This window comes from Streptomyces sp. CRN 30, assembly GCF_034105845.1.
Window position 1 is genome coordinate 1 of record NZ_JAVRHI010000218.1, and the last position, 25,772, is coordinate 25,772.

The window sequence follows — 25,772 nt, forward strand, 5'->3', positions numbered from 1 at the left end:
GGCGGGCTCGGTACCGCCGCCCCCTTCGGCACCAAGGGAAACAGGGGGTACTGCGGAGGCACTGTCCCCACCACCACGGCCACCACCGGGCGCATCGCCACCCACGGCCACACCCGCCCGCCGCCGCTGCACCAACTCCCCCACGAGCTGGATGAGGTCGGCGGGATCGAAGGGCTTGGCAAGGAAGGCATCCACCCCCACATCGAGCCCGGCCTCGACCTCGTACTCACTGCACGCGCTGACGATGGCGAGGGGCAGTTGCCTGGTCCGTGGATCACTGCGCAGCCGGGCAGCCGTACGCAGCCCGTCGAGCCGGGGCATGACTACATCGAGGGTGATGACATCGGGTCGGAACTGGTGGACCACATCCAGACACTCGACACCGTCGGCGGCGGTCACGACCTCGAGCCCCTCCAGCTCAAGATTGACCCTGATCAGCTGCCGGATGACCTTGTTGTCGTCCACGACAAGGACCCGGCCGGACGCGCCTGGCACAACTCGAGAGTAGGTCGGCGCCCACCGTCCCGTCCGGCTTTTCCCCACTTCTCCCCCGTCCGTGCCCCGCCCCCCAGGTCAGCCCGCCGGCCGTCCCCCTCCCTTGCCCCTGCCCCTCCACCTCTCCCTGCCGGAAACCCGTTCATGACCTCCCTCCGAGAGCTGGTAGGGTTCTACCCGTCGCCGCACACACCGCGACGACAACGCCCCCGTAGCTCAGGGGATAGAGCAACGGCCTCCGGAGCCGTGTGCGCAGGTTCGAATCCTGCCGGGGGCACTTCGCAAGAAGTGCCCAAAGACCCCGTCACCAGCGGAAACGCTGAGGCCGGGGTCTTCGCGTATGTGCGGACGTGTGCCGCTTGGAGCGAGCGCATGCCGGGCGCTGTGGACTATGCGCGGACTGGCCCGGCACCGATGGCGATCCGCACTCAGACCTTCTCGGCGATGACTCGTGGGTGCTCCGCCGTCAGCAAGCTGATGTCTTCCACGTCCGACGTCAGAACAGTCACCCGCCCCTGCTGATGCAGGGCGGTCGCGCAAAGCATGGCGTCGATGGCGTACTTGTGCCCGTGCAACTCCGCCCCGCGCAACAAGGCCGCAGCGGTCTGCGCAACAGCCTGAGTAACCGGCTCAACGCGCAGGCGCGACAGGGTCCACTTCAATGCCGCGTCATTGATCTTCGGATGGATCACCTCGACGAGGACCGCGGCCGAAGTGACGACCGGCATATCCGCGTCACGGGCAGCCACCAGCCACTCGTGCACCTCCCGGTCCCGCCGCACGGCCTTCGCCAGCCCCTCACTGTCCAGGACCAGGGCGCCACTCACGCAGCAGCCCCTGCTCCGGAGGCCCCGCCGGTGAGCCGAGCCCGCTTGGCCTCCACGGCCGCCGCGTCAGCCGGCCCGTGGACCTGCTCAAAACTCTCGATCAACTCGTCGAGGTTGTCACGCTCGATCTGCCGCTGAGCCGCCTTCTCCAGATAGGCGGACACCCCCCGCCTACCGACCCGCTCGCGGATCGCCTGCAGGGTGCCGGCTGTGAGCGTGACAGAGATCCCGCTGGTGGGACCGCCACCGGGCAGGAAGTCGGCATCATCAGTCATGCCCCACAGTATGGCACTTCGAATGCCATAGCACGAGTGATTCAAACTTTCCCTACTGGTTCAAGGCGGCTCGCTCACGCTCGCCGCGCGCGGCCCGGCCCCCGGCCGGGCCTGCGCTCATGTCTCCGCCCCGCTCCAGCCCGGCCGACGCCCGTGCCGCGCGCACAGCAGACAGCCACCTGCTTTCGAGCAAGGAGTATCCCGTGGCCCAGGCGGTCGACTTCACCGCTCGTGCAGCCACCACAGAGCACCCTCGCTTCGCCAGCGCATTGCCCGACACACCGAGGGCTACGGGGCATTGATCGCTTGTCTTACAGCAGCGTCAGCCCGAAGCCGTTCTACCAACCCAGTCGGAGCGGCGACGGGACGCAGTGGTCAGGACGCCGCGAACTCTGTCATGATCCCTATCTACACCTAATCTCCACGGGGGAGGTCGCCAGTGGTTTGCACCCAAGGTCGTCCGAGCTTCGCCCAGGATGTCGATCGAGCTCTATTCGCCGAGTCAGCTGGAACTTGCCTTCTCTGCAATACCACCCTTTTCCCCTCGGATCCGAAGCGTAAGAAATCGATTTCGATCGCAGAGCGAGCCCACATTGTGGCTCATAGCGATAAGGGGCCCCGCGCCAACACTGAAGTTGCGCAAGAATCGCGCAGCGATCCAGCCAACATAGTTCTCCTATGCCCAAATTGCCACACGAAAGTAGATAAAGCGCCAGGAAGTTACCCGCCTGAAGGTCTGATCAGAGCCAAAAAGGCACGGCAACAGGCTGTATACGCTATCGGCGGCACTGCCTCGTTCTCTACTCGATCCGACGTTCGGAAAGCGGCACAGCGCATACTGCTGCGGAACAGGGCTCTCTTCCGCGAGAAGGGGCCGGATCCTGAGACTGGGGCCATCGCATCACGGGATCGAGCCGCAGCCTGGTCGAATGCGGTCCTCAACGAGATAGTGCCGAATAACCGCCTTCTCGTCGCCCTTGTTGAAGTAAACGAAGATTTGGCCACCGCCGACGAGATGGAAGTAATCGAACTGCTTCGGCAGCACACCAACGCCCTAGAGAGTAAGCACAGGGGAGAGCCTCTACTTGGCCCTGCCCCTAGATTCCCCAAACAAGTTGAAGCGCTTTTCAGGGACGGCGAGCAGTGATGTCCATTCGTTATCTTACTGACTGGTTCGCACCTAAGCTCGCTGAGCACCACGGAGTAACGTCGGCGAGTAAGGCGTCCGCTAACCGAGTGAACGTACAGCGCACCGATGGCAGCTCGCTAACCATTGCACCCGTACACGTTGGCACTCTGACTGAAGACACCGTGGAAGAGATACTCCGCAATGAAACTGCCACAATCATCTGCCTAGTCCCGAAGGCCTCTCACTATCTCTGGCCTGCCAGAGAGCGCGCAAACGAGTTGGGGTCTGACGTGCAGACGATGAGTGAAGTATTTTGGTCAATGGCCGAAGATAATCCCCAAGGATTCTTGTCTAAGAATGTGGAATCCACCAGAAGAATCCTGCGGCAACATTCGAATATCCAACGAGTTGAGATGATCTGCGAGTCCTCGATGAGGCTGGTCAGATCGGGACGCATGCCGGACGTCGTAATCTCGATCGAGTACGGATACGAGTTCGGCGAAGAGGCCCTAGTTGAAGCTCTGGAACGACATCCAGACGTTGACGTCGTGCTGAACGCAAACTCCCTCGGGAGGGCCACGTCTGCAGCATTGGAGCACGCGGATAATGCCGGGGTTCACATCCTCAATCTCAGCTCCCTTATGGGAGGTTTGAAAAATCTTTAGGGAGAACCTTGAGGGAGTCATTCAGCAAGTCCTTGCATGCTGCTCGAGGCTTTCATCGAACACTCAAGTCTACGTTTTCGGGTCCGCAATACATCCCGGCGGTCATCAACCTAACGATATTGACATCCTAGTTCTGTATGATTGCAGCGAGCTACCTTCGGCGCACCGATTTTGTAGCCAACTGCGGGCACTTGCAACATTCCCACCGCTTGATGTATTGGCCCTCAGCACGGACGAGGAAAGCGAAACAGACTTCATCTGTGGCGTCAGAGCTGAGAAGATCTGGCCCGAGCTGCAGAGAACCGGCAACCAACATCCATGACCGTTCGCCGCCGCGGACCGACCGTCGTAGATTACTGTGGTCAACGCGGTACACCGAGGCAGCGTGGCTGAGGCCGGCGGGGGTTTAGCGAGGCATACGCGCGCCTGATCGATCGACGCACCCACCATCGTGGCTGACGTTCGTCGGCTGAGGCTCAAGCTCACGCGAGCTCAGATTTCGCGCAGGGTGATTCGCGGCTCAGGCGAATTCTAGTGGTGTCGTCGATTGAGATAAGGGAGCACGAGGAAGCCGGCAGACCAGTCGAGATGAAGTCATGAGTCTGCACTAGTGGGATCCCGGCCCCCAGCCGAACTCAAGGCGGCTCGCTCCGTTCACCGCGAGCGGCCCGGCCCCCGGGCCTGCGCTCTTGTCTCCGCCCCGCTCCAGCTCGGCCGGCGCCCGCGCCGCACGCACAGCAGACAGTCGCCCACCGTTAGGGAAGGGGTACGTCGTGGCCGGGGGCTCCACGGCTACACCCACCTTCCCAGTCCGGGTCCCGCGTCGAGCAAGACCAGGAAGCCACTCGTGCTAATTGCGGTCAGGCCCAAAGCCTGCCCAAATCGCCAACCCGCGTACGGCCCCCTGGTTATGCTCGACCCCAGACCGGGCAGGCCACCGGGCAAAGCCGCTGCGCCGATGGCGTGCCTTCATCCAGTCGACTATGGCGCGTCGGGCAGAGCTTCCTGCCAATGCGTAACCACGTCCACAGCATCGACGTTCTGGCTGAGCGCCGTTCGTTGCTGAGCAACATACGGAAGAGCGGCCTTAACCTCTTCGAAGGTCATACTCCCGGTGAAGGTCGACCGCGCTAGGTCGAGCCTCTCAGTAGCCGACGTTAGAGATGCCAGATAAGCATTCTCAGCACTTCGCAGACGGTCAGAGTATTCCTTCTGTTCACTCACTGTGGACTTCATGTCGACAACAATCGAAGTGACATGATCCGGTGTCAATTCAATCATGTTAGTCGCACCGGTGAACAGCTGCCTTATCTGCACTGCCCCAAATCCGCACCTCAGATAGTCGGCCAGATAGTAGGGGTCGATAACCTCATGATCGACACGCAGAACAGTTACGTGACCGTCAGCGATAGCGGGGGCAGATAGGTCGTAGACCGTAGCCTTGCCCAAAGTACCTTCACCCGTGGAAGCTAGCAGTACGTCACCAGCCTGCACCTTCGCCCGACCGGGCATCTCATCGTACGTGTCCTTTTCGACGTAATCGGCGCCGGACAGAGAGAGCGTTCCGTACTTTGTAATACACGAGCCAGCTTTGATAACGACCGCATACCCGTCGAAATCATCCACATAGCTCTCCGGAGAAGGGCTTTTGCCTCTCCTCGTCTCTATGCGATTCAACTCACCGAGCGTTAGCGCCCCCGCAGCCTTCAACTCCTGCGCATGCCCTCTAGCCAGCGGGTCCCAATGCTTCAGGTCGAGACGGTAAGACGGACTTGCCGCAATCAACGAAGACGAGACATCGTAGGCTTTCCAGTGATATCCACGGTCGATCTTGTCAGAATTTCGCATCCCAATCCTCGCCGCCAGTTCAGCTTTGAGGCGAGGTAGATCAAATCCGCGAAGCTTATCGCCAGCACCCGTGTACCCAAGACTATCGAGATCACAGAAGGTGATCGAGTAGTCGTCTTGCAGATCCACATCGTCCGTCTCACGCCGCTGCATAAACAAGACGCTTGAACGAACCGTGATCTTGTTGGGTTTAAAGGTCTCGTCCGGGAGCCGCAGTACGCTGATTATTCGATTCTTCTGCAGAATCCAGCGGCGCAGTTCGGATCCTGTCTCGGTGTTGAGAAGCCCTTCATCGATGACAGTGGCGATGATTCCACCAGGCTTCGTAGCCAGTGTCATCCTCTGAAGGAACAGATATTGGCCGCGTGTGGTGGTGCCCACCGGGTAGGCCCCGCGATCCGATGGTGTGAGCGTGGAAGCTTCCGAGGTGCCGAACGGAGGATTAGTCAGTATCAGGTCATACTTAGGATCGACAAAGGACCAAATAGTGGAAGCCGATGACAGGCTATCGCCAGCAGTGATGTTGGTGTGGCCGTCTCCCGCAATGATCATGTTCATTTTAGCGGCGGACGCAACGCCTTCATTGGCATCGCCACCATGGAAGACCTCTTTACGAATCTTCTCGACGATCCTCTTGTAAGTACTGTCGAGGATCTGGCCGTCATCGAGTCTCTGCCTGAGTCGTTCCGTGGAGTCCTTCAGGAGGTAAACCAGGAAACCGCCAGTGCCACAAGCAGGGTCGAGAAGCTTAACTTCCTCGGAAGCGAGTAAAGCGTTGACAACCTTTGAACCTACGGCGATTTCGCTCATGATCTCGACGAGCGGCCTCGGCGTAAAGTACTGCCCTAGGCGCTTCCCCTTCAGCGTGGCGCGCACAAAGTACTCAAATGCGGCCCCCTTGCTATCGAGGCCACTATCAGTAAATGATACGGAGGACAACTCCTTCACGATTTCATGGAACGTGCGCGGATTTTTGAGGCGGATTGGCTCCGCCATCACATCACCGTAACTCTTATCCTTCCTAATACTGGTTAGCATGCTTTCAATAGCATTGCGCACCTGGTCGCTGTCAGACTCCTGCATAGCAGCCAACCTGTGGAACCTGTAGCTGTAAGGCAGGGGGAAATTCTCGTACGGATCCTCAGATTTTTCCTCAATCAGCTTCAAGAACAGGAGCTTTGAGAAGTCAGCGAAGGCGTTCTCCTCATCCTTCTCTATGTTCCTGATCTTGTTATGGCAGCGCGAGAAAAGGGCATTGAGCTGCTTCAGGGAAAGACCCGGCCGGAAGGGCAACGTTGTATCATCACCACGCCGCTCCAACGGAACCTCTGTGGCCGTAGGATCCGCATTCAAGGTTCTCATCACAAGTGCAAGCTGAGCTTTGCTTGGAATTTTATCCACGCTTTGCCCATCCCAGCGGATAAGGGACCCATTCTTAACGTTCAAGCATTGGATTGCTCGACCGTTAGTCACAACGACGAACGGAACCTGCGCCGCCCTGCCGTACTCCAGGACCTGCTCACGATCCCTGTCCGAGAGCGGCTTAGCCAGCTTCTTTGCTTCAATCAGGAACTTGGGCTTCCTCGATCCACATGTCACAAAGAGGTCGACGAATCCCCGCTTCTGACGCTCCTCCAGCTTTACAGGAGTCTCGAAGTCGATGTCGCTTGTGACTGAGTAACCGCGTCGTTCGAGGTAGGGGAGGATCCGCTTGATAACGGTCTCTGTCTCTGTTCGCACACTCGACACTTGGCACCCTCCCACATGATCAACCTCGAACTAGGAGCGTACGTTGCGAGTTGACGCCCTGTCACCCCGCGTCCCTCCCGTCACACAGGACAGCAGCGAACTGCCCCGTAGCCGACAGGTGGAACGCCAACTCAGGGCTCGGGAGGACGTGCCGGCTCCGCCCTCGCTCGCGCAAGGGCGGGCCAGCAACATCGTGACTCGTCTGGCGATCTTGAGGGCTTCGAGGTGGCACGTCCGCTTCGGTGACACGGTGGTTGACTGTCGAATCAAAAGGTGAGAGCCGTGTCGCTGCATCCGCGGAAGAGCATGAGCATCCCGGCCAAGACTAGGTAGACGGCATAGGGGAGCCGCCCAAGGAGTGCTCCCGCGATGCTGGTGCGAGACCGGCTGGGCGAGCTGTTCGGGAACGAGCAGTGTGCCGACTGGTATCCGGTCAGCGGCTGTCCCTCGTTGCCCACGTCACAGTTGGTGCTGGTCAGCGTCTTACAGTCTCGCCGAGACTTCACCAACCGCCAAGCCGCGGACGCGGTGCGATCGCGGAACGGAGGTTGTGGGCACCATGGACTATCTGTGGACGGACCTCAATCGGTCGAGCGCCCGTAGCACGCTGACCAGCGGCTTGCCCTAAGAACCAGGCGGCCTCCGGAGTCGTGTGCGCGCATCCAGGGGAAGTACCTACCTGAGGTACGCGAAGCCTGCCTGCGCAGAATTGCCTGCCTTGGCCGAGGCACGCGCCGACATCATGGAGCGGGAGTCAGCCAGACTGGCTCCCGCCTTGGCGTCAACTTTGGGCGGCGTATCGGACGAACGCGGCCCACTCCGTGAGACCGATGCCGAGGCACGCACGGGTAGGTTCCTTGGAGTCGCGGACGTGGACGGTTACAGGTGTTGCTGCAACCTCCAGGCATTCGCCGCCTTCGTTGCCGCTGTAACTGCTTTTGAACCACGTGCGTTGCTCTGGTCCCGCAGTGCTCATCGTTCCCCCAGCGAGTCCTCCATCAGGGCCAGGGACTCCCTGGGGGTGAGCGCCTGGGCTCTGATGCTGCCGTATCGTGCGGCCAGGATACGTACTTCCTCGGAGTCCGTGACCAGACGGCTGCTGTTCTGCGCCTCTGTGTAGGCCACCTGTGACTTGCCCTTCGGGGTCAGGAGGACGAACGCGCCGCCCATACCGGCATGTTCCATGCGATCCGTCGGCATTACCTGGAGCTCTACGTTGCGCAGCCGAGCCAGCGTGATCAGTCGCTCCAGCTGTTCCTTGTGAACTTCCCGCCCACCGATCGGTCGCTGCAGGACCACTTCCTCGACTACAGCGGTCACCATGGGCGGAGGCCACCGCGTAAGGATGTCCTGTCGATCCAGTCGGGATGCCACACGCTGGTCGATGGTGTCCTCGCCCAGTAGCGGCGTGCGCATCTCGTACAGCGCCCTGGCTCGCCGTTCGGTCTGCAGCAGGCCCGGCACGTCGTGATTGTTGTAGAAGCTGATCTCGACGGCTTCCCGTTCCAGCCGCGCATAGTCCCGGAACCAAGCCGGATGCCGGACCCTCGACTTCGCCTTGGCCCTCTCCACGTCCTCGGCCGTGGCCTTCAGGAGGCCGCCGGCTTTCAGCAGGTCGTCGGCGGTCTCCAGGAAGTCGCGTTGTGGTGTCCGTCTTCCCCGTTCGAGCGAGGAGACGAGGTCTTCGCTGTAGCCGAGTTGGTCTCCCAACTCCCGTTGGGTGAGGCCGGCGCGCTCGCGGAGGAGCTTGACCTGCTTGCCGACGACTCGGTTGAGGTCGCTGCTCGGCTCGCCCTCTTCGTTCGTGTCCGCTGGCTGCGATGTGTCCGACACCTTCTGTCCCCCCGGTCGAGGTTACGGCCGACGCCCGGTACAGGACACCGTCCGTACCGGTACACGCACCCTCCGTACCGGACAGGTGCCTAGTCAGGGTAGGGCGAGCCGACCACGCTCAGTGACATGAAGCAAGGAAATGCCGACGCTCGGGTCGATGCCGTGCCTGTTCTGCAGTTCACCCAGCTCATCGGTGCCACGGCTCACGGTGCGCGTCTTGCCCGGCAACTGGTGGTGCGGCACCTCGCCGAGTGGGGCTGGCCACCGGATTCCCCGGGTAGTGAGGCCGCCGCCCTGGTCGTGGCCGAGCTGGCCGCCAACGCGGTGACCCACGGGCGGGTGCGTGGGCGCGCGTTCCGGCTCGCGGTTGCAGTGGAGCCTGTGGACACGCTGCGTATCGAGGTTGCGGACGCGCGGGGCGAGCGGCGGCCCTGTAGCCGTATTGCATCCGACCTCACGGCCGAGTCCGGTCGTGGGCTGTCTGTCGTCGGAGCGCTGGCCGTCCAGTGGGGCAGTGCGCCATGGCCGCCGTCCGGGAAGGCCGTGTGGGCAATGATCGATCTGTCGTGTCCTGGCGGGTGATCGCTCGCCTGCCTCCCCACGGGAGGCGTACCGCAGAAGGCGGGCAGGACGGAGGGTTCGGCCGCGTCCCCGTCACCGAGGGCTTCAGCGGCCGAAGGAGCCGTAGCGGGAGAACGGAAGGGTCAGTCCTCAACCGGCCGAGGTGGCAGCACGTCAACCACGAACGAACCCTTGTGAGGCAGGGTCTCGATAAGTCCTCGCTCGCGCAGGTCCCGCAGTGCGCGCCGGATGGTTCGGTCAGCGACGCCGTGTGCCTCGGCGAGCCGCGTGATGCCGGGCAGTGCTCCGCCGGGCGGGATGCGCCCCGACTCGATCTCTTTCTCGATGTCGTTCGCGATGCGCTGCCATTCGTACTGGGCCATGTCTCCAGCTTCGCCTGGTGCACCAGTGTCCGGATTGGCGGTACATGGCATACCGTGTGCTGCCATGGTCTACCGTGGTATCTGTCCGAAAGACCCCCGCGACGGGTGGAGCCGTCCGGGGGCGTGGCCGATCTGAAAGAAGCAGACCGACATGCGTAACCTTATCCGCCGTGCCGCCCGCCGACTGGCCCTCTTCCTTGCACCCGGCACGGGGAGGCACCGTCGTACCGCCTCCTGTCCGCCTTCCAACGGTGGGCACCTCACGCCGCCGCCATGGGCGCAGGCGGCTCTTCCTCGCCCCCGCTCCCCCTATGGCCTTCCCGCTCTCCTCGACGGCGCCGAGAACCGCATCGTTCGTCCGTACTTCCTCGCGCACGAGCAGGAAGCAGCTCTCCAGGAACGTCGCCGTATCGCCCTCGTCCTCGCTGCCGACTTCGGTATTGACCTCGACCAGCACCTGGTCGGCGCCCAGGGGGTGGCCGTCTGATGAACCCATCGGCCCACCACCGCACGCCGCCGACCACCCTGCGCCTATTGCCGTGGCCCACTCCGGACGGCAAACCCTGCTACCTGTCCGCGGACGAGAGCGGCGGCTATCTCTCCCGCCTCGCCGACGACATGGAAGCCGTCCAGCTCGCCACCGCCGCCGACCTCCTGGGGCTCGCCCGCACCACGCTGGACGACCCGACCTCGCCGTACACCGAGGTCCGCTATGCCGGTCTCCGGCTCGCCGAATGCCTGGCGGACGCACTACGGGTGGCCGAGTCCCGCGGCATGCGGCTGCCCGCGCCGAACGCGGACGAGGAGAGGGAGGGGGGTGCCGGCAGCGGCGACTCCCGTTCCGAACGGCTCACCGGCGACCCAGGGAGCGGACCATGGTCGTCATCATGACGCGTCGAAGGAGCTCATCGGGCGTGATCCCTCACGCCGCCGAGTCGACAACGGCCGTACCCGCCATGCCCGAGCGGAGTGCGAAGGCCTTGCGCGAGGCGATCGCTCGGCATGCGCCGCAAATGAGCCGGATCAGGCCGACTCGGTGATACCCGGCCTCCCGTGACCGTCCAGCGAGACGGCTGGATGGCTGGATGGCTGGATGAGATGAAGGTGGGTCAGGTTCCTCGGGCATCGCCCGCCCCCTCCGTCAGCGCGGCATAGGCGCGGAGCCGGTCCGGGTGCCCCGGGGTGCCGTCGGCCCGTACGGCGGCGAAGGGGAGGGTGGCGGGGGTCGGCAGCCATGGGGCTTGGCGGAGGCGTAGTTCGTCGCCGGGGCCGATGAGGCCGTCCAGTACGGCTTCGGCCAGTAGGTGGTTGAGGTGGATCAGGCAGTCGGCGATGGTTACGCCGGCGGTGGCCACGTGCAGGTCGCGGCGGGTCGGGGGGCGGTCTCGTGGGGCCTGGTCGGGCGGGACCCTCAGCGTCGTGGAGGGGCGGGTCGGTACGGGGGCCGAGCCGTCGAAGGGTTTGAGGAGGCGGCGTAGGGCGGCGGTCTGGTCGGGGGGTGCCGGGGACAGCCAGGCGGCTGATCCGTCGGCGGCCAGGTGGCTGAAGGTGAAACGGTTCTTCAGGTTGTCGGGGTTGCCGGCGAGGAAGACGGTGCGGGTGAAGTCGCGGCGCCAGGCGGTGGCCGTGGCCGGGTCGATGCGGGCGGCGAAGTCGCAGGTGGCGCGTGTCCAGGTCGGCAGGTCGAAGTCGCGTAGTACGCAGACGGCCAGCACCTTGGCGTCCTGTGCGGCGTGGGTGATCTCCTGTCGGGCGGCCAGTAGACCGTCGGTGGTCAGCAGGTCGTGGCGTTCCGCCAGGTCGGGGCGGGAGGTCGCGATGCGTCGGGCCACTTCCGTGCGGAGCAGTCGCTGGGTCGTCTCGGTGGAGAGCGGTTGAGGGGTGTGCGGTTCGGTGGGGTGCGGTTGAGTGGGGTTCGGGGTGGTCGTGGTCATAGGTAGACCGCCGTCAGGAGTTCGGGGGGCGGGGCCGGGCGGTGGCGGGCCAGCAGGCTGGACGTCAGGCGGTACGGGTTGACGTGGAGGTGGTCGCGGCGGTGCCGGGAGAGGACCTCCGGCAGGGGGGCCGGGTCGGTGGGCTTCTCGCTCGTCAGCAGCTTGGCGGCGCGGGTCAGGCACTGGTGGAGGGCCTCGTGCCGGAAGGACTGCTGCTGGCCCTGGCCCAGGCCGGCGATGAAGTACAGCCGCATACCGAGGCGGACCACCGGGTCGTCGTACTCGGCCGCGGCCCGCTCCAGCAGGGCGCCGGTGGTGTGGTCGTGCCAGCCCCCGTGGCGTGCCGAGCGGATCTGTCCGTCGATGGGCACCCGGCCGAGGGTGACCCGGCGCACGGTCGCCCCGAACTCGGTCAGCGTGCGCTCCAGCAGCAGGTAGTCGGGTTCCAGCTCACGGTCGTACAGGAGGACCGTCTCGTCGAAGCGCGGTGCCAGCAGCAGGAGTTCCCGCAGGGCACAGGCGAGGTAGTTGGGGCGGCCCTCGGCGTCGACGATCCTGCGCAGCGGCAGCCCGTACCGGGTGGCGTCCAGGAAGACGGAGCTGCCGTACGCACGCTGGTCGAGGCACATGCCGACGGCGCGGAGACGGTCGATCGTCTCCTCCAGGCCCAGTTCGGGCGGCTGGTGGGCGAGCAGGCCGGGGTCGTGCATGCCGAGGCGGGCGTAGTGCGCCTCCCACAGTTCCAGGACGCGGGCGCTCGCCGGGTGGACCCAGCCGTGCACCTCGACCGCCTCCGCGTACGGGCGCAGGGCGGCGAGGCGGGCCCGCCGGTCCTCGGCCCGGTAGCCCACGTACAGCTCGCCGATGTCCTCCTCCGTGAGGCCGGAGTAGTCGGTGTCGCCGTGGGTGCGGTCGAGGTGTTCCCAGAAGCCGAGTACCTGTTCCGTGAGGTGGTAGGTGGTGGGGCTGTAGCGGTAGGTCACGTCGGCCACTTGTGCCGTTGCCCGGTACATCACGTCGGTCCAGAGCAGCCCCTTGAGGTGGCTCGGGGTCAGGGGCTTGGACGGGGTCACGGTGATCGGGGCGAGCAGTACCCGGCGCCGCGGGGGGTCGGGGAGTACGGCTCCGGCCTGCGGTGGGTGCGGGAGAGTGGTGGCCGGGCCGGTGGTGTTCCCGCCGGCTGTCGTCGCTCCCGGCATCTCAGCTCCGCCGTCCGTGGACGAAGAACACCCGGCGTACGCCGGTCACGGAACGGTCCGGCACCGGGTCGGGCCAGCGTCCGTGGTCGGCCGCCGGTTCGCCGGGCTGGGTGGCCTCCACGGTGAAGCCGTGGGCGGCGAAGAGGGCTTCCGGCTCGTCCGTGCCGAACAGCCACGGGCAGTCCCAGCCGGCGAACACGTCGAGCAGACCGCGCATGTCCGGCGAGGTCAGCGCGGCCTCGTTGACGAGGTCCGCGGCGATCCGGCTGCCCGGATCCATGAGGGCCGCCACCCGGTCGAGGATGCGGTGCGTGTCGTCGCCGGTGAGGTAGTAGAGCAGTCCCTCCAGCAGCCAGGTGGACGGCTGTTCCGGGTCGTAGCCGGCCGCGATCAGCTCCTGCTCCCAGTCGGGCGCGGTGAGGTCGACGGCGATCGTACGGAGGTCGACGCGGGGCTCCACGTCCTTCAGCCGCTCCTCCTTGTGGGCCAGGACCGCGGGCCGGTCGACCTCGAAGTAGCGGATGTGGGAAGGCCAGTCGAGGCGGTGGGCGCGCGAGTCCAGGCCGGCGGGGGCCAGGACGATCTGGCGCATCGCCGGGTCCTGGGCGGCCCTTCGGAGGAAGTCGTCGAGGAACCGGGTGCGGATGGCGTTGTAGTCGGGGGTGCTCGGCAGATCGCGGTCCGTGCCTGTGTCGGCGTCCGCGCTCTTGGGGTGGGATGCCTCGCGGATCTGCATGAGCAGCTGCATACCTTCCTCGCCGGCCAGCCGGGCCGCGTAGGGGTCCTCGTAGAGCCGGTCCTCCCGCGCGGTCTCCGCCGCGCGTAACGCTGCCGTCAGGAGGGCGGTCCGCTCCACGGCGACCAGGTGCCCGGTCATGGCCTGCCCTCCCCGCCAGCCGCGATCCCTACCCCGACCCCGACCCCGGCCTCGGCCGGGCCGGTGCCGGTCAGTCGTGCCCAGAGTGTGTCGTCCTGGCGGAACAGCCGGTCCTTGACCTGGGTCGGCCGGATGCCGGTGGCGACGGTGGTGTGCCAGTCGCGCAGGAAGGCCGCGCCGTCCAGGCGCCGTACGGTGACGGGGTCGAGGCGGCCGGCCGAGCGTGCCGTGCGGTAGGTCGCGGCCTCCCGGCCGATGGCCGTGTCCAGTTCGGCGGCGAATCGTTCGGTCTCCCGCTCGCTCCACGTGCCGTGCGCCGCGACGGCGACCTCGTAGTGCGCCACGGTTGCCCCGGTGCGGTCCGTCACCCGGCAGGCGGCGTTGCGGACGTCGAGGCCGGTGGCCCGGGCGGCCGTGGCGAGCGCGCGGATGACCTGGGCGTCGCGCAGTCGCTCGCCGGCGGCGTCCGACCGGGTGCTGCGGCCCGCGTACTCCACCCGTGGTACGCCGTCGACCCGGTCGACGACCCGGACGACGTCGCCCACCGCGTACCGGTACAGGCCGCCGATGTGGCTGAAGACCACGTGGTAGTCGCGGCCCGGCTCCAGTTCGTGCAGGGTCAGGGTCGGGGAGTCGGGTGCGATGTCGGCGTCGGCGTCCAGGAACTCGTAGGCCGAGGCGGTCACCACCAGGGAGCCGGCGGAGGTGTGCCGGTCGAGGGCGACACCGACCGGGCCCTCGGACGCGGTGACGGGCGCCGGCAGGGTGGCCACGCCGGGGCCGAACTCCTCGCGGAGCCGCGGCAGGTAGAGCGAGGCCATGCCCGTCGTCCAGAGGAACAGGGCCCGCATGCGGGGCCAGACGTGGGCCGGGCGCACCGTGCCGAAGTGGTCGGCCAGCCGCTCCAGCGTGGCCGCCCGTTCCGGGTCGGGGCTGGCGTACGGCACCCCGCCGAGCGTGCCGTCGCGGATCTCCTTGACCAGCCGGGGCCACCAGAGGTTCAGCTGGTACGGCAGGGCGGCCACCATCGCCGGGTTGATCCCGATGACGCAGCGGACGTCGCTCTGCGCCGCGAGGCGCAGCCGCAGGTACGTCTTCTCCAGGTGGTCGTCCTCGTCGACGGGCACCCGGAGCGTGCCCCACGGCGCGAACGTGCCGGGTTCGGCGGAGAGCGGCTCGCCGAACCGGGTGCCGAGGTCGACCTGGCTGGCGCCGACGTGGGGCCGGCCCGAGGCGGTGGTCGGGGGCGCGGGACGCGGATCGTGCTTCAGGTTCAGCACCGCGTCGGCCCGGTCCAGTACGTCGGGGTAGTGCTCGATCAGCGGGGCCCAGGCCGCCAGGTAGAACGGGAAGAAGGTGCGGCGCATGAAGCTCGGGGTGACCGGGATCTTCTTGTGGGCGCCGGTGGTGCCGCTGCTGGTGAAGTACACCGCCGGGTCGTCCGCGCTCAGCAGGTTGCCCTCGCCCGCGGCCGTCCGCTCGATCCAGGGTGCCAGCGCCGCGTAGTCGTTGATCGGCACCGCTTTGCGGAAGTCGTCCAGGGTCCGGATCGCGCCGAAGGAGTGGGCACGGCCGTACTCGGTGCCGGCGTTGTGCTCCAGCAGCTCGGCCAGGACGCGGCGCTGGTGGCCGTCCACATCGGCGAGCGCGGCGCGGAGGTTCTCGCGTTCACCGAGGACCCGCTCCCGGTAGCTGCGCAGCCGGGCGGGATCGTTCCATGCCTCAGCCGAGTTCACGGCCCATCACCTCTCCTAGTATCCGTACGGTCCGCGAGACGTGATCCTGCTCCTCGACGACGGTGACCGGGAGGTGCTGGACCTCCTCCCACATGGCCTGGCGCAGGTCGGACTGGAACTTCTCGAACGCAGGCCGGTCCGGCTCCTGGCCGTAGAACTCCAGGGCGTTGGCCGCCGCTCCTTCGCCGCAGCGCTTCCAGGCCGTCTCCGGCGACACTTCGAGGAAGAGCACCTGGCGGGGTTGGGGAAAGGTGCGCCACCAGTCGAACATGGGGTGGCTGTCGGCTCCGGCCAGTCGGCACTTGGCGAGGATCTTGTAGTAGTAGGAGTCGACCAGGACCGGTGCGCCGGCCGGGCTGCGCTCGATGCTGTCCCGTAAATGGACCGTCGCCGTCTGCAGGAGGGTCACCATGAAGTCGAGCGAATAGCCGTGGCGCAGATCCGGCAGTACGTCGCTGACCAGGTCGCGGCGTAGTCTCCCGATCAGGGAGTGGCGGGAATCCAGGAACTCGTCGTCCAGGGAGACGACGTGCCAGGAGGGCGCGAGCTCGGTGATTTCCGTCAGCGCGGTGGATTTACCGGCGTAGTCGGTGCCGAGGAGTACGACGAACGGGGTCGTGGCGCGCGGCGCACCGGCCCCGAGACTAGGGAAATCACTGAATTCTGTGGTGCCACCGCTCATCGGCGGATCACCGCGCCGGTACAGTACTCCCCGACTCCGCGCTCAGCAGGTCGCGCGTGATTTCCGGGACACTTCCGAACATCTGACGGAGCTGCGCCCGGGGCCGGGACAGCTAAGAACGGTAAATCGTGATCTACCGAAGTCGACACGTTGCCCCCCTAGAATTGCCCGACCCGCCAGACATTAGTTCGCCTTTCGTTGCGGATCAAGCCTTGTCTAGGATTACGGTGGCCGTTGGAAGCCGGCGACCTGATAAATCGCTGCTCCCCCGGGCCGTGAAACGAAAAGCAGGAGGGGCCCGTGGATGACGAGCAATCGCGCGCGGGAGGGCCGGCCCCGGCCGGCGAACGCGTCGGTCACCACCCGGAGGGCTTCGCGGTACCCATGGCGCGGGTGACGGTGATCTCGATGACCACCCGGTTCGGATTGGTTCGCGGGGTCTTGTACCGCTCGGCGTACCGGCGTTCGGCATCGGTGACGGAGGTGGGATCGTCCTTGATCACGGCGGTGCCCTCGAGCGTGCACCAGCGTCGGCCCTCGACCTGGCCGACCGACACACGCGCTTCGGCATGGGTGGCCAGGGCAGCGCGGATGTTGAGTGCCTTCTTGCTGCCGCCGTCGGTGATGACGCGAGCGATTCTTGTCTCGGAGTCGTACGTGACGCCGACCGGGGTGAGATGTGGAGTGCCGTCGGGCCTGAGCGTGGTCAGGAAGCATGTGCGGCGCTCCCGCCAGAACATGTCGTCCCCATCAGCAGCCTGCGGTGCGTTGCTGTTCAACGTCGGTCTCCTTGGCGCGGAAGAATCAGCTCGACGCCCACGAGCGTATGCAGAGGCAGTCAGGCCGGTTGTTCGGCCCTGCCCCTGACCCTGATCTTGATCTTGATCTTGATCTTGATCTTGCGAAGAGCACGGATGCTTGTCCTGCCCTTTTCTCAAGCGCCTTCCTGCGATCCGCCGCCGCGGTGGTCCGTCAGCCGTTGCTGCGCGTTCAGCACCGCTTGCCGTAAACGTCCCGGTCGTATCGCCTCACGGTCCATCCACTCGTCCAGGCGCGGCCGCAGGTAGTGCACCATCCAGAGTCCGTGCCGGCGCAGGGCTGAGCGGTTGACCGAGATTTCCTCCTGCACCTCGCGGCGGAGGTCGTCGGTCCAGCCCTCCTCGACGTCGCGTTGCGTCAGCGGTTCTTCGAGGGCTGCCACCGCTTCGTCGAGCGAGGTGAGCAGGTCCATGGCTCCTCCGGGATCGGGTGGGTATATATAAGCCCTCGAATGCAGGCATTCCACCTAATGGTCAAACGCTGCGGTTGATAACCCGCATACCCCCCGCATACACCCCGAATTGGACGCTTGACCTTTCAACATCGTCGGCTTTAGCGTGCCCAGGACGTCCCAAGAATGGAGTCCCCCCATGCGTCTCAAGGCTATCGCCCTTGCCGCGATACCCGCCGCCTTCCTCGGTGTCATGGCTTCCGCGCCCAGCGCTTCGGCGTGGTCCGCCGGGAACTGTCCGGTCGGGCAGTTCTGCGTGTGGCCCGAGTTCTGGTACGGCGACACCGACATGGCTCCGTCGCTGACGACCGACGAGGAATGGTCCGGCAGCGCTCCCGGGCACATTTTCTACAACCACACGTCCCGGGACGTGACGATGACGTACGTCGTCGCCGAGGGCGAGCTGCAGGGGCGCACGTACACGACCTGCGTCAACAAGGTCTCGGGCAGTTACTTCACGATGCCCATGCACGTCACCGACGTGACGTGGCGCGAGGATGACGGCACCCCCTGCTACTGATCGGCTCCCGTATTTCCGTGCGGTGAGCTGATGGTGCGTGACGGCCCGTCGACCTCGTCGGCGGGCCGTTTCGCGCCGGTCAGAAGAGGTCTGCGGTAGCGTCCGACGGCATGAGGACAGGCATGTCGAGGCGCCAACTGGTCGCCCTTGTAGGTGTTTTGGGGTTGCTGTTCGTCGGGTTGCCCGCTGCGTTCTTTCTTTTCGCCTACGGCTGCGGCGGGCAAGAGGACCGGCTCGCCGAGGTGATGGCCCACGAGGCGGTGCTGGACGTGGAGACGCCGGAGGGTGCGGGGCAGGAAGAGCGGTCCCAGTCGTGCGACGAGGACGATCTCTTCGTGGTCGTGGGGGCGCGGTATCCGTACGGCGGCTCGCCCGAGAACTATCTGGGGCGCTACCGGGAAGCTGCGCTGGCTGATGGCTGGCGGACGCGGGGCGCAGCCGGGGGTGCGACGGTGCCTGAGTGCTTCGTCAAGTCGGTGGGAGGCACGACGGCCTACTTCAGCGTGGAGCGCCTGGACGACGGCTTCGTGTACGCGGAGATCGTCGCGAGTGCCGACGGTTCGGAACACTGCTGAGCCCGGCTGTGTGCGTGCGGTGGAGCGACCACGCAAGGTTTGGCGTCCGTGCGTGAGTTGGGAGATTGAACGGGGAACCATTTCTCGAACGACGGAACGGCGGGTGTCGGCCGCATCTCAGGGGGCCTCTGCCGAGATGGGGCATGAGATGCATGAGATGAGCCGTGTACCGCGCGTCCGCTTCGAGACGGGTTCGGGTTCGCGCTCGCACTCTCACTCGCACTCGCGGTCGCGCTCGAGTCCAGGTTCGGGCGCCCGTCTCGTTCCCGCCCGCGAGCTGCTTCCCGGTGATCTGCTCGCCCTCTCCGCGCGGGACGTAGTCGCGGGGCGGTGGTGCGTCGTGATGCGTACGGAGGCGGAAGGGCCCGGTCTGGTGCGGGTGACGGTGCGGTCGGCGCTCAGTGCGGGTGAGCGCGAGGAGGTGTTCGACCGCGACTGGGATGTGATCGTGAGTACCGGTGCCAGTGCTGGTGCCGGTACCGGGAGCGGGATCGAGAACCCGTGAGGTCGTGAGGCGCGCTCGGCTCAGGACGCGCGCTTCCTCGTCGTCTTCTTCGCCGCCGTCTTCTTGGTGCCGGTGCCGGAGGACGCCGTCTTCTTCGTCCCCGTCCCGGATGACGTCGACGCCGACGTCGCCTTCTTCGTCGTCGCCGTCGCCGCCTTCTTCTCCCCCGCCGCCGCCGTCTTCTTCGTCGTGGACGTCGACTTCTTTCCCGTCGGCTTCTTCCGTTCGGCGGTGCCGCGGGACGACGAAGGCGGCAGGGCGGTCACCTCGGCGACCCGTTCGCCGCGCGACTCGCGGGCGGCGCGGACGCTGTTCTCCAGGGCCGCCATCAGGTCCAGGACCTTGCCGCCGCCCTGCGCCGACGCGGGTGCGGAGGGCGGGGCCTCGCCGGCCGTCTTGGCGGCGATGACCTCCTCCAGGGCCTCGCGGTAGTCGTCGTGCATCTCGTCGAGGTCGATGTCGCCGAGCGTGTCCATCAGGGCGTCGGCGAGGTCGAGTTCCTGGTCGCGTACGGAGACGTTGCTGTCCGGGGCGGCCTCGTCGGGTGAGCGGATCTCGTCGGGCCAGAGGAGGCCGTGCATGGCGATGACGTCGTCCACCACGCGGAGCATGCCGAGGCGCTCCCGGCCGCGCAGCGCGAACTTGCAGATCGCGACTCTGCCGCTGCGCTTCAATGCCTCTCTGAGCAGGGTGTACGGCTTGGCGGCGGGCACGCCGTTGGCGGCGAGGTAGTACGCACGGTCGATCTGGAGGGGGTCGATGCGGTCGCCGGGTACGAAGGCGACGATCTCGATGGTGCGTGCGGTCGGGATCGGCAGCGCGGACAGGTCCTCGTCCGTGATGGGGATCATCGTGCCGTCGGCGTCCTCGTACGCCTTGCCGATCTCGCCCGAGGTCACCTCGCGGTCCTCCAGCTCGCACACCTTGCGGTAACGGATCCGGCCGCCGTCCTCCGTATGGATCTGGCGGAAGGAGACCGAGTGGCTCTCGGTGGCGTTCACCAGCTTGATCGGGATGCTGACCAGGCCGAAGGAGATGGCTCCGTTCCAGATGGATCTCACGTTCGTCGCCCCTCTCGCTCCCGCCCCTCTTCACCCTTTGTGTGGAATCCTTATCTTATGTCGACTGTCACGGTCGTGGAGGGGCGGAAGGTCACCCTCACCAATCTCGACAAGGTCCTGTATCCCGCGACCGGCTTCACCAAGGCCGAGGTGCTGCACTACTACGCGACGGCCGCGGACGCCCTGCTGGCCCACCTGCGGGACCGGGCACTGTCTTTCCTGCGGTACCCGGACGGGCCCGACGGCCAGCTCTTCTTCGTCAAGAACGTGCCGCCCGGTACGCCCGACTGGGTAACGACCGCCGAGGTGCCGCGCTCGGAGGGGCCCTCGCGGATGGTGCTGGTCCAGGACCTGCCGAGCCTGATGTGGGCGGCGAACCTCGCCACCGAGTTCCATACGCACCAGTGGCGCGTCCAGGACCCGGAGGTGGCCGACCGGATCGTCCTCGATCTCGATCCCGGGCCGCCCGCGACCGTCGTGCAGTGCTGCGAGGTCGCCCTGTGGCTGCGGGAGCGGCTGGCGGCGGACGGGATCGAGGCGTACGCGAAGACGTCGGGCTCGAAGGGGCTGCATCTGCTGGCCGCCCTCGTGCCCACGCCGTCCGGGCAGGTCAGCGCTTACGCGAAGGGGCTGGCCGTGGAGGCCTCGCAGGCCATGCCGGGGCTGGTGGTCCACCGGATGACGAGGAGCCTGCGGCCGGGGAAGGTGTTCGTCGACTTCAGTCAGAACGCCGCCCGCAAGACCACCGCCGCCCCGTACACCCTGCGCGCCCGCCCGGCGCCCACCGTGTCCGCGCCGGTCACCTGGGAGGAGGTGGCAGGGTGCGGCGGCCCGGACGAGCTCTCCTTCCTCGCGTCCGACATCGGGGCGCGGCTGGAGGCGTACGGCGGCGATCTGCTCGCGCCCCTGTTCGACCCCGCACGTTCTCGCCCGCTGCCCGAGAGCTCGAGTTCCTGAATGCGAGAACGAGGACGAGGACGCGAGGCGCCCCGTAGACCCCGACCCCGTGAGGCCGTAAGGCGCCCCGCTACACCCGCGCCCACGTGTGCCGGTTCCGTGCCACCGCGTGCAGCGCCTCCACCTCGGCCGGCTTGAGGACGCCGCCCGCGCGGGCCAGCCCGTACAGCTCCTCCGCCGGCAGGACGCGCGCCTCCCGCAGCGGTGCCGTGACCTCGATGCCGCACGCGCCGACGGGCGCCAGTACCGGGCGGACGTCCGCCGTCAGCGCGTACGCGGCGCGGTCGGCGTCCGCCCGGAGGTACCGCAACAGGGGGCGCGGCGGGCGGCGGCCGACCGCGACCATCGGGTCGTCGATCAGGACACGCTGTTTGTGGGCGTGGACGGCGCGCACGCAGTAGAGGCCGCCGGGACCGATCAGCAGGTGGTGGATGCGGTCGCCGCCGGGGAGCGCGATCGAGTGCAGGGTGCGCCAGCCCCCGGCCTCCAGGCCGTCCAGCGTCTCCCCCACCGCCTGCTCCGCCGCCAGGGAGCGGCGGCGCGGGTCGGGGCGCAGCCGGCGGGGCGGGTCCGGGTCGCGGTCGAGGGCGACCAGGAGGGTCTCGCCGGGGCGGTTCGGGGCCAGGTCGTCGTCCGGGGGGAGTGTGAGGCGGGCCAGTTCCGCGGAGGTCGGCACCGGGGGCGGGCCGACGGTGACCGGGCCGGTGAGGAAGGGGCCGAGCACGTCCAGCACGTCCTCCCGGCGGTCCTCGCTGAGCAGGTTCACCCGGGCGGCCCGCCGGTCGTACCAGGCGATGTTCCTGCCGTCGGTGCGGCAGACGTACAGCCGTTCCTGCCCGTGCTTCCAGGTCGGTATGACGCGCAGTCCGTTCATGCACCATCACCCCACGACCATGGGAACAGGCGGGGTGCTCCAGGGGCAAGAAGCCGGTTACCTTTGAGGGCAGTTGGGGGGAGTTGGGGGGAGGCGTCGTTGCGGACCCGCAGGAAGCAACCCGATGTACCGGCCCCGGACAGTCCGTGGAACGAGATCGTGCCCGGCCTGTGGATGGGCGGGCACGAGTTCGCCGGACGCGCCGGTGAGCGCGAACGCGTGGTCGTACACGCGGAGTTCGATCTGGTCCTGACCTTGTTGCGGCTCCCGGAGCACGGGCCGGACGAGGGCGTCGAGCACCATGTGTGGCCCATACCGGACGGGCCGCTCGACGGGACCCAGCTGGCGGGCGTGATGCGGCTCGCGCAGACCGCGTGCGAGGGGCTGGAGGGGCGGCGGCGCGTACTGGTGCGCTGCTTCCACGGCTACAACCGGTCCGGGCTCGTGGTGGCGCACTCGCTGGTCCGCAGGGGGCGGTCCCCCGACGAGGCGATCCGGCTGATCCGCTCCCGCCGCTCGCCGTGGGCGCTGCACAACCAGCTGTTCGTGGACTACCTGCGGGCGGGTCTGGCCACCGCCCGGCTGCTGGAGGAGCTCGCGGAGGAGGTGCCGGAGTAGCCGTCCCGCATGGGCGGTCCCGCATGCGCGGTCGCGTAGGGGCACAGCCGCCGCCTGCGGCGCGCACGCCGCCCAGTGCACCACCAAGTACACCGCAATGGGCCGATTGTCGCGACATACCGGGACATCGAGCAGCTCACTTGCTATGTTCCGGACATGACCAAGGCCGGAACGTCCGGAGCGTCCGGAACGTCCGTGGCGGCGGATCCGTCACCTCCGGCGGTACGCCTGCCCGGGCGCCGTGGCGTCGAGTTCGCGCTCCTCACGGTCGCCGTCCTGCTCCCCGTGTACGGATACTGCGCCGTCGGCCTCGCCCGCACCGGCTCCGTCCCGCCCGGCGCCGCCGGTTACGGGGCCGGGCTCGCCGTGCTGGCGCTCTTCGCGCACCTCGCGGTACGGCTGCGGGCGCCGTACGCCGACCCGCTGCTGCTGCCCATCGCCGTCCTGCTCAACGGGCTCGGCCTGGTGCTGATCTACCGCCTGGACCTGGAGACGCCCGGCGACCGGGCGGCCCCGGCGCAGCTGGTGTGGTCCACGCTGGGCGTGGGGCTGTTCACCGCGGCCGTGCTGCTGCTGCGTGACCACCGGGTGCTCCAGCGCTACACGTACGTGTCGATGGTCGCCGCGCTGGTCATGCTGGCCCTGCCGATCCTCTTCCCCGCGGTGAACGGCGCCCGCATCTGGATCCGGATCGCCGGGTTCTCCATCCAGCCGGGCGAGTTCGCGAAGGTGCTGCTCGCGGTGTTCTTCGCCGGGTACCTCGCGGGCAACCGGCACGCGCTCACGTACACGGGCCGCCGGCTGTGGGGACTGAAGCGGGTCGAGCTGCCCACCGGGCGCGTGCTCGGCCCGATCGCCGCGATCTGGCTGCTGAGCGTCGGCGTACTGGTCCTGGAGCGGGACCTCGGCACCTCGCTGCTGTTCTTCGGACTGTTCATCGTGCTGCTTTACGTCGCGACCGGGCGCACCGGGTGGATCGCGGTCGGGCTGCTGCTGGCGGTCGCGGGCGCCGTCGCGGTGGGCCGGCTGGAACCGCACGTGCACGGCAGGGTCGAGGACTGGCTGCACCCGTTCGCGTCGATCGAGGCGGGGGGCGGTCCGGGCCAGCTCGCGCAGTCCCTGTTCTCGTTCGCCGCCGGCGGCGCGCTCGGCACCGGGCTGGGCCTCGGGCACTCCGTGCTCATCGGGTTCGCGGTGAAGTCGGACTTCATCCTGGCGACGGCGGGCGAGGAGCTGGGCCTGGCCGGGCTGACGGCGCTGTTCCTGCTGTACGGGCTGCTGGTGGAGCGCGGCTACCGGACCGGCCTCGCCCTGCGGGACCCCTTCGGGCGGCTGCTCGCCACCGGTCTGGCGTCGATCGTCGCCCTCCAGGTCTTCGTGATCGCGGGCGGGGTGACCGGGCTGATCCCGCTCACCGGGATGGCGATGCCGTTCCTGGCGCAGGGCGGCTCCTCGGTGGTCGCCAACTGGATCATCGTGGCCCTGCTGATCCGGATGAGCGACTCCGCCCGCGGACAGGACATCCGGGGCCGGGCCGCGGGGCGGCGGGCACGGGCGGGTGCAGGTGCGGGCGCCGGTACGCGTGCGAACAAGGGCGCGGATGCGGGCGCGGCGGGCCGCGTCCTGGAGAAGGGGCCGTAAGAGGGACATGACGACGTACATCCGCAGGGCGGCCGCCCTGTGTGCCCTGCTGTTCGTCGCGCTGCTGGCGAACGCCACCCGTATCCAGGTGTTCCAGGCCTCCTCGTACGACGACAACGCGGCCAACCGGCGGCCGTCGATCGCCCGGTGGGGCCAGCCGCGCGGGGACATCGTGGTCGGTGGCCGCGCGGTCACCGGCTCCCGCGACACCGGCGAACAGCTCCGCTACGAACGGACGTACGAGGACGGCCCGCTGTACGCGCCCGTCACCGGCTTCGCCTCGCAGAAGTACGGGGCCACGCTGCTGGAGGACGTGGAGGACCGGGTGCTCGCGGGCACCGAGCCGACGCTGTCGCTCCTCCCGGCCTGGAACGACATGGCGCGGACCCACACCCCGGGCGGCCGGATCGTCACCACGGTCCACCCCGCCGCACAGCTCGCGGCCTACCGGGCACTGGGCTCCCGCCGGGGCGCGGTCGCGGCCCTGGAACCGGCCACCGGGCGCGTCCTCGCGCTGGTCTCGACACCGTCGTACGACCCCGGGGAGCTGGCCGGGAACGGCCGGTCGGCGACCGCGGCGTGGAAGCGGCTGAGCGGGGACGCGAGCAGGCCGATGCTCAACCGGGCGATCCGGCAGACGTACCCGCCGGGGTCGACGTTCAAGGTGGTGACGGCCGCGGCGGCGCTGGACGCGGGGCTGGTCCGGGACGTCGACGCGCCGACCCGCTCCCCCGACCCGTACACGCTGCCCGGCACGTCGACCGCGCTGTCCAACGAGGTGGACGGGTGCGAGGACGCCTCGCTGCGCTATGCCTTCGAGTGGTCGTGCAACACGGTCTTCGCCCGGCTCGGCGTACGGGTCGGGCAGCACCGGATGGCGGACACGGCGCACGGCCTCGGTTTTGACCACACGGAACTGCGTATCCCCCTGCCCGTGGCGCCGAGCAGCTTCGCCACCGGCACCGGCATGGACCGGGCGCAGCTCGCGCTCTCCTCGATCGGCCAGTTCGACACCCGGGCCACCCCGCTGCAGATGGCGATGGTCACCGCGGCCGTCGCGAACGGCGGCTCGGTCCGGGCGCCGTACCTGGTGGAGCGGGCGACGAACGCCTCCGGCGGCACGGTGTCGGTCACCGTGCCCCGCCCGCCGCACCAGGCGATGACACCGGTCACGGCGGCGCGGCTGCGCGAGCTGATGACGGGCGTGGTGGCGGAGGGCACCGGCGGGCGGGCGGCCGTCGAGGGCGCCACGGTGGGCGGCAAGACCGGCACCGCCCAGCACGGCGTGGGCAACTCCGGCACGCCGTACGCCTGGTTCATCTCCTGGGCCCGCGCCCGGGACGCGGCGGCGCCCGCGGTGGCGGTCGCGGTCGTCGTGGAGAACGCCGACGCCGACCGCGGGGAGATCAGCGGGGGCGGGGACGCGGCACCCGTCGCGAGGGCCGTGATGGAGGCGGTGCTCGGGTCGTGAGCGCGCGGGACGACGGCGTCCGTCTGCGCGCTGCGAGCGACGTACCCGCCGCGGCCGCGGGCACGACTCCAGCCGTTACGCTGCCGG

The 25,772-nt window shown here is 67.5% G+C and carries 28 protein-coding genes, 1 tRNA gene and 1 pseudogene; 13 read left to right on the forward strand and 17 right to left on the reverse strand.

The features are described 5' to 3' along the window. On the reverse strand, positions 1-543 hold a 543-nt coding region (locus UW392_RS23290), incomplete at its 3' end, for a response regulator (protein ID WP_414496636.1). A gap of 157 nt (positions 544-700) precedes the next feature. On the opposite strand from UW392_RS23290, the gene UW392_RS23295 reads away from it, so the two are divergent. After that, positions 701-772 (forward strand) — tRNA-Arg (locus tag UW392_RS23295). A 151-nt stretch (positions 773-923) separates the two neighbouring features. Here UW392_RS23295 and UW392_RS23300 read toward each other — a convergent pair. Continuing rightward, complete coding sequence (locus tag UW392_RS23300; RefSeq protein ID WP_320777033.1) at positions 924-1,322, reverse strand: PIN domain-containing protein; 399 nt, start codon at positions 1,320-1,322, stop codon at positions 924-926. Beyond that, on the reverse strand, positions 1,319-1,597 hold the full coding sequence (locus UW392_RS23305; protein ID WP_320777034.1) for a hypothetical protein: 279 nt from the start codon (positions 1,595-1,597) through the stop codon (positions 1,319-1,321). Before UW392_RS23305 ends, UW392_RS23300 begins: the two co-directional genes overlap by 4 nt. A gap of 439 nt (positions 1,598-2,036) precedes the next feature. Here UW392_RS23305 and UW392_RS67040 point away from each other — a divergent pair. Further along, positions 2,037-2,288 (forward strand): annotated as a pseudogene (locus tag UW392_RS67040) (HNH endonuclease); the annotation flags it as partial. A 210-nt stretch (positions 2,289-2,498) separates the two neighbouring features. Here the strand turns inward: UW392_RS67040 and UW392_RS23310 are convergent. After that, entirely contained in the window at positions 2,499-2,642 is a 144-nt protein-coding gene (locus tag UW392_RS23310; RefSeq protein WP_320777035.1) for a hypothetical protein, read from the reverse strand. Between the two features lie 266 nt (positions 2,643-2,908). Between UW392_RS23310 and UW392_RS23315 the strand changes: the two genes are divergently transcribed. Then, positions 2,909-3,391: a hypothetical protein gene (locus tag UW392_RS23315; protein WP_320777036.1), complete on the forward strand. Its 483-nt coding sequence runs from the start codon at positions 2,909-2,911 to the stop codon at positions 3,389-3,391. A gap of 19 nt (positions 3,392-3,410) precedes the next feature. Next, positions 3,411-3,713, forward strand: a complete 303-nt coding sequence (locus tag UW392_RS67045; RefSeq protein WP_414496650.1) for a nucleotidyltransferase domain-containing protein — start codon at positions 3,411-3,413, stop codon at positions 3,711-3,713. A 659-nt stretch (positions 3,714-4,372) separates the two neighbouring features. Here UW392_RS67045 and UW392_RS23320 read toward each other — a convergent pair. The 3 genes from UW392_RS23320 to UW392_RS23330 all read right to left on the reverse strand — a co-directional run bounded on the left by UW392_RS23320 (position 4,373) and on the right by UW392_RS23330 (position 8,821). Continuing rightward, positions 4,373-6,988 (reverse strand): N-6 DNA methylase, encoded by a 2,616-nt coding sequence (locus UW392_RS23320; protein WP_320777037.1) that lies wholly within the window; start codon positions 6,986-6,988, stop codon positions 4,373-4,375. Between the two features lie 781 nt (positions 6,989-7,769). After that, positions 7,770-7,964 (reverse strand): DUF397 domain-containing protein, encoded by a 195-nt coding sequence (locus UW392_RS23325; protein ID WP_320777038.1) that lies wholly within the window; start codon positions 7,962-7,964, stop codon positions 7,770-7,772. Further along, positions 7,961-8,821, reverse strand: a complete 861-nt coding sequence (locus UW392_RS23330) for a helix-turn-helix transcriptional regulator (RefSeq protein ID WP_320777039.1) — start codon at positions 8,819-8,821, stop codon at positions 7,961-7,963. Before UW392_RS23330 ends, UW392_RS23325 begins: the two co-directional genes overlap by 4 nt. Positions 8,822-8,947: 126 nt before the next feature. Here UW392_RS23330 and UW392_RS23335 point away from each other — a divergent pair, with 126 nt between their 5' ends. Beyond that, complete coding sequence (locus UW392_RS23335) at positions 8,948-9,403, forward strand: ATP-binding protein (protein WP_320777040.1); 456 nt, start codon at positions 8,948-8,950, stop codon at positions 9,401-9,403. Between the two features lie 122 nt (positions 9,404-9,525). Here UW392_RS23335 and UW392_RS23340 read toward each other — a convergent pair whose 3' ends face one another. Then, on the reverse strand, positions 9,526-9,765 hold the full coding sequence (locus UW392_RS23340) for a winged helix-turn-helix domain-containing protein (protein WP_320777041.1): 240 nt from the start codon (positions 9,763-9,765) through the stop codon (positions 9,526-9,528). Between the two features lie 151 nt (positions 9,766-9,916). Between UW392_RS23340 and UW392_RS23345 the strand changes: the two genes are divergently transcribed. Both UW392_RS23345 and UW392_RS23350 read left to right on the forward strand, forming a co-directional pair. Then, positions 9,917-10,252 carry a hypothetical protein gene (locus UW392_RS23345; protein ID WP_320777042.1) on the forward strand — a complete coding sequence of 112 codons (336 nt, stop codon included), beginning with the start codon at positions 9,917-9,919 and terminating at the stop codon, positions 10,250-10,252. Continuing rightward, positions 10,252-10,656 carry a hypothetical protein gene (locus tag UW392_RS23350; protein ID WP_320777043.1) on the forward strand — a complete coding sequence of 135 codons (405 nt, stop codon included), beginning with the start codon at positions 10,252-10,254 and terminating at the stop codon, positions 10,654-10,656. The genes UW392_RS23345 and UW392_RS23350 overlap by 1 nt, the downstream gene beginning before the upstream one ends. A gap of 218 nt (positions 10,657-10,874) precedes the next feature. On the opposite strand, the gene UW392_RS23355 is transcribed toward UW392_RS23350, so the two are convergent. The 7 genes from UW392_RS23355 to UW392_RS23385 form a co-directional block, all read right to left on the reverse strand. Beyond that, positions 10,875-11,699: a DUF6182 family protein gene (locus UW392_RS23355; RefSeq protein WP_320777044.1), complete on the reverse strand. Its 825-nt coding sequence runs from the start codon at positions 11,697-11,699 to the stop codon at positions 10,875-10,877. Then, positions 11,696-12,898, reverse strand: coding sequence for a hypothetical protein (locus UW392_RS23360; protein ID WP_320777045.1), 1,203 nt, complete (start codon positions 12,896-12,898; stop codon positions 11,696-11,698). Before UW392_RS23360 ends, UW392_RS23355 begins: the two co-directional genes overlap by 4 nt. Before the next feature lies 1 nt (position 12,899). Next, the gene (locus UW392_RS23365) at positions 12,900-13,775 is read right to left on the reverse strand and encodes an SAM-dependent methyltransferase (RefSeq protein WP_320777046.1); all 876 of its coding nucleotides are present in this window, start codon (positions 13,773-13,775) and stop codon (positions 12,900-12,902) included. Continuing rightward, positions 13,772-15,511 carry a GH3 auxin-responsive promoter family protein gene (locus tag UW392_RS23370; RefSeq protein ID WP_320777047.1) on the reverse strand — a complete coding sequence of 580 codons (1,740 nt, stop codon included), beginning with the start codon at positions 15,509-15,511 and terminating at the stop codon, positions 13,772-13,774. Before UW392_RS23370 ends, UW392_RS23365 begins: the two co-directional genes overlap by 4 nt. Beyond that, the gene (locus tag UW392_RS23375; protein WP_320777048.1) at positions 15,498-16,193 is read right to left on the reverse strand and encodes a hypothetical protein; all 696 of its coding nucleotides are present in this window, start codon (positions 16,191-16,193) and stop codon (positions 15,498-15,500) included. Before UW392_RS23375 ends, UW392_RS23370 begins: the two co-directional genes overlap by 14 nt. Before the next feature lie 356 nt (positions 16,194-16,549). Next, positions 16,550-16,933, reverse strand: a complete 384-nt coding sequence (locus UW392_RS23380; RefSeq protein WP_320777077.1) for a TIGR03618 family F420-dependent PPOX class oxidoreductase — start codon at positions 16,931-16,933, stop codon at positions 16,550-16,552. Positions 16,934-17,127: 194 nt separating this feature from the next. Then, a complete protein-coding gene (locus tag UW392_RS23385; RefSeq protein ID WP_320777049.1) occupies positions 17,128-17,424 on the reverse strand; it encodes a hypothetical protein in 297 nt (98 codons plus the stop codon). Between the two features lie 178 nt (positions 17,425-17,602). Between UW392_RS23385 and UW392_RS23390 the strand changes: the two genes are divergently transcribed. Together UW392_RS23390 and UW392_RS23395 are read left to right on the forward strand one after the other, a co-directional pair. Further along, positions 17,603-17,983: a hypothetical protein gene (locus UW392_RS23390; protein WP_320777050.1), complete on the forward strand. Its 381-nt coding sequence runs from the start codon at positions 17,603-17,605 to the stop codon at positions 17,981-17,983. A gap of 110 nt (positions 17,984-18,093) precedes the next feature. Further along, the gene (locus tag UW392_RS23395; RefSeq protein ID WP_320777051.1) at positions 18,094-18,558 is read left to right on the forward strand and encodes a hypothetical protein; all 465 of its coding nucleotides are present in this window, start codon (positions 18,094-18,096) and stop codon (positions 18,556-18,558) included. Between the two features lie 525 nt (positions 18,559-19,083). On the opposite strand, the gene UW392_RS23400 is transcribed toward UW392_RS23395, so the two are convergent. Then, positions 19,084-20,124, reverse strand: a complete 1,041-nt coding sequence (locus tag UW392_RS23400; RefSeq protein ID WP_320777052.1) for a Ku protein — start codon at positions 20,122-20,124, stop codon at positions 19,084-19,086. A gap of 57 nt (positions 20,125-20,181) precedes the next feature. On the opposite strand from UW392_RS23400, the gene ligD reads away from it, so the two are divergent. Then, a complete protein-coding gene (gene ligD, locus UW392_RS23405; protein WP_320777053.1) occupies positions 20,182-21,081 on the forward strand; it encodes a non-homologous end-joining DNA ligase in 900 nt (299 codons plus the stop codon). 70 nt (positions 21,082-21,151) lie between these two features. Here ligD and UW392_RS23410 read toward each other — a convergent pair whose 3' ends face one another. Continuing rightward, positions 21,152-21,955 (reverse strand): nuclease-related domain-containing protein, encoded by an 804-nt coding sequence (locus UW392_RS23410; RefSeq protein ID WP_320777054.1) that lies wholly within the window; start codon positions 21,953-21,955, stop codon positions 21,152-21,154. Between the two features lie 99 nt (positions 21,956-22,054). On the opposite strand from UW392_RS23410, the gene UW392_RS23415 reads away from it, so the two are divergent. The 3 genes from UW392_RS23415 (at position 22,055) to UW392_RS23425 (ending at position 25,685) form a co-directional block, all read left to right on the forward strand. Then, the gene (locus UW392_RS23415) at positions 22,055-22,573 is read left to right on the forward strand and encodes a protein phosphatase (RefSeq protein WP_320777055.1); all 519 of its coding nucleotides are present in this window, start codon (positions 22,055-22,057) and stop codon (positions 22,571-22,573) included. 156 nt (positions 22,574-22,729) lie between these two features. Next, positions 22,730-24,214: an FtsW/RodA/SpoVE family cell cycle protein gene (locus UW392_RS23420; protein ID WP_320777056.1), complete on the forward strand. Its 1,485-nt coding sequence runs from the start codon at positions 22,730-22,732 to the stop codon at positions 24,212-24,214. A 7-nt stretch (positions 24,215-24,221) separates the two neighbouring features. Next, positions 24,222-25,685, forward strand: coding sequence for a penicillin-binding transpeptidase domain-containing protein (locus tag UW392_RS23425; RefSeq protein ID WP_320777057.1), 1,464 nt, complete (start codon positions 24,222-24,224; stop codon positions 25,683-25,685). Positions 25,686-25,772: the final 87 nt, after the last annotated feature.

What these genes read in the sequence shown, in the direction of transcription:
- UW392_RS23305 (WP_320777034.1), bottom strand. Translation starts at nt 1,597, where the DNA reads ATGACTGATGATGCCGACTTCCTGCCCGGTGGCGGTCCCACCAGCGGG.
- UW392_RS23325 (WP_320777038.1), bottom strand. Translation starts at nt 7,964, where the DNA reads ATGAGCACTGCGGGACCAGAGCAACGCACGTGGTTCAAAAGCAGTTAC.
- UW392_RS23335 (WP_320777040.1), top strand. Translation starts at nt 8,948, where the DNA reads ATGAAGCAAGGAAATGCCGACGCTCGGGTCGATGCCGTGCCTGTTCTG.
- UW392_RS23340 (WP_320777041.1), bottom strand. Translation starts at nt 9,765, where the DNA reads ATGGCCCAGTACGAATGGCAGCGCATCGCGAACGACATCGAGAAAGAG.
- UW392_RS23345 (WP_320777042.1), top strand. Translation starts at nt 9,917, where the DNA reads ATGCGTAACCTTATCCGCCGTGCCGCCCGCCGACTGGCCCTCTTCCTT.
- UW392_RS23350 (WP_320777043.1), top strand. Translation starts at nt 10,252, where the DNA reads ATGAACCCATCGGCCCACCACCGCACGCCGCCGACCACCCTGCGCCTA.
- UW392_RS23355 (WP_320777044.1), bottom strand. Translation starts at nt 11,699, where the DNA reads ATGACCACGACCACCCCGAACCCCACTCAACCGCACCCCACCGAACCG.
- UW392_RS23360 (WP_320777045.1), bottom strand. Translation starts at nt 12,898, where the DNA reads ATGCCGGGAGCGACGACAGCCGGCGGGAACACCACCGGCCCGGCCACC.
- UW392_RS23365 (WP_320777046.1), bottom strand. Translation starts at nt 13,775, where the DNA reads ATGACCGGGCACCTGGTCGCCGTGGAGCGGACCGCCCTCCTGACGGCA.
- UW392_RS23375 (WP_320777048.1), bottom strand. Translation starts at nt 16,193, where the DNA reads ATGAGCGGTGGCACCACAGAATTCAGTGATTTCCCTAGTCTCGGGGCC.
- UW392_RS23380 (WP_320777077.1), bottom strand. Translation starts at nt 16,933, where the DNA reads ATGTTCTGGCGGGAGCGCCGCACATGCTTCCTGACCACGCTCAGGCCC.
- UW392_RS23385 (WP_320777049.1), bottom strand. Translation starts at nt 17,424, where the DNA reads ATGGACCTGCTCACCTCGCTCGACGAAGCGGTGGCAGCCCTCGAAGAA.
- UW392_RS23390 (WP_320777050.1), top strand. Translation starts at nt 17,603, where the DNA reads ATGCGTCTCAAGGCTATCGCCCTTGCCGCGATACCCGCCGCCTTCCTC.
- UW392_RS23395 (WP_320777051.1), top strand. Translation starts at nt 18,094, where the DNA reads ATGAGGACAGGCATGTCGAGGCGCCAACTGGTCGCCCTTGTAGGTGTT.
- ligD (WP_320777053.1), top strand. Translation starts at nt 20,182, where the DNA reads ATGTCGACTGTCACGGTCGTGGAGGGGCGGAAGGTCACCCTCACCAAT.
- UW392_RS23410 (WP_320777054.1), bottom strand. Translation starts at nt 21,955, where the DNA reads ATGAACGGACTGCGCGTCATACCGACCTGGAAGCACGGGCAGGAACGG.
- UW392_RS23420 (WP_320777056.1), top strand. Translation starts at nt 22,730, where the DNA reads ATGACCAAGGCCGGAACGTCCGGAGCGTCCGGAACGTCCGTGGCGGCG.
- UW392_RS23425 (WP_320777057.1), top strand. Translation starts at nt 24,222, where the DNA reads ATGACGACGTACATCCGCAGGGCGGCCGCCCTGTGTGCCCTGCTGTTC.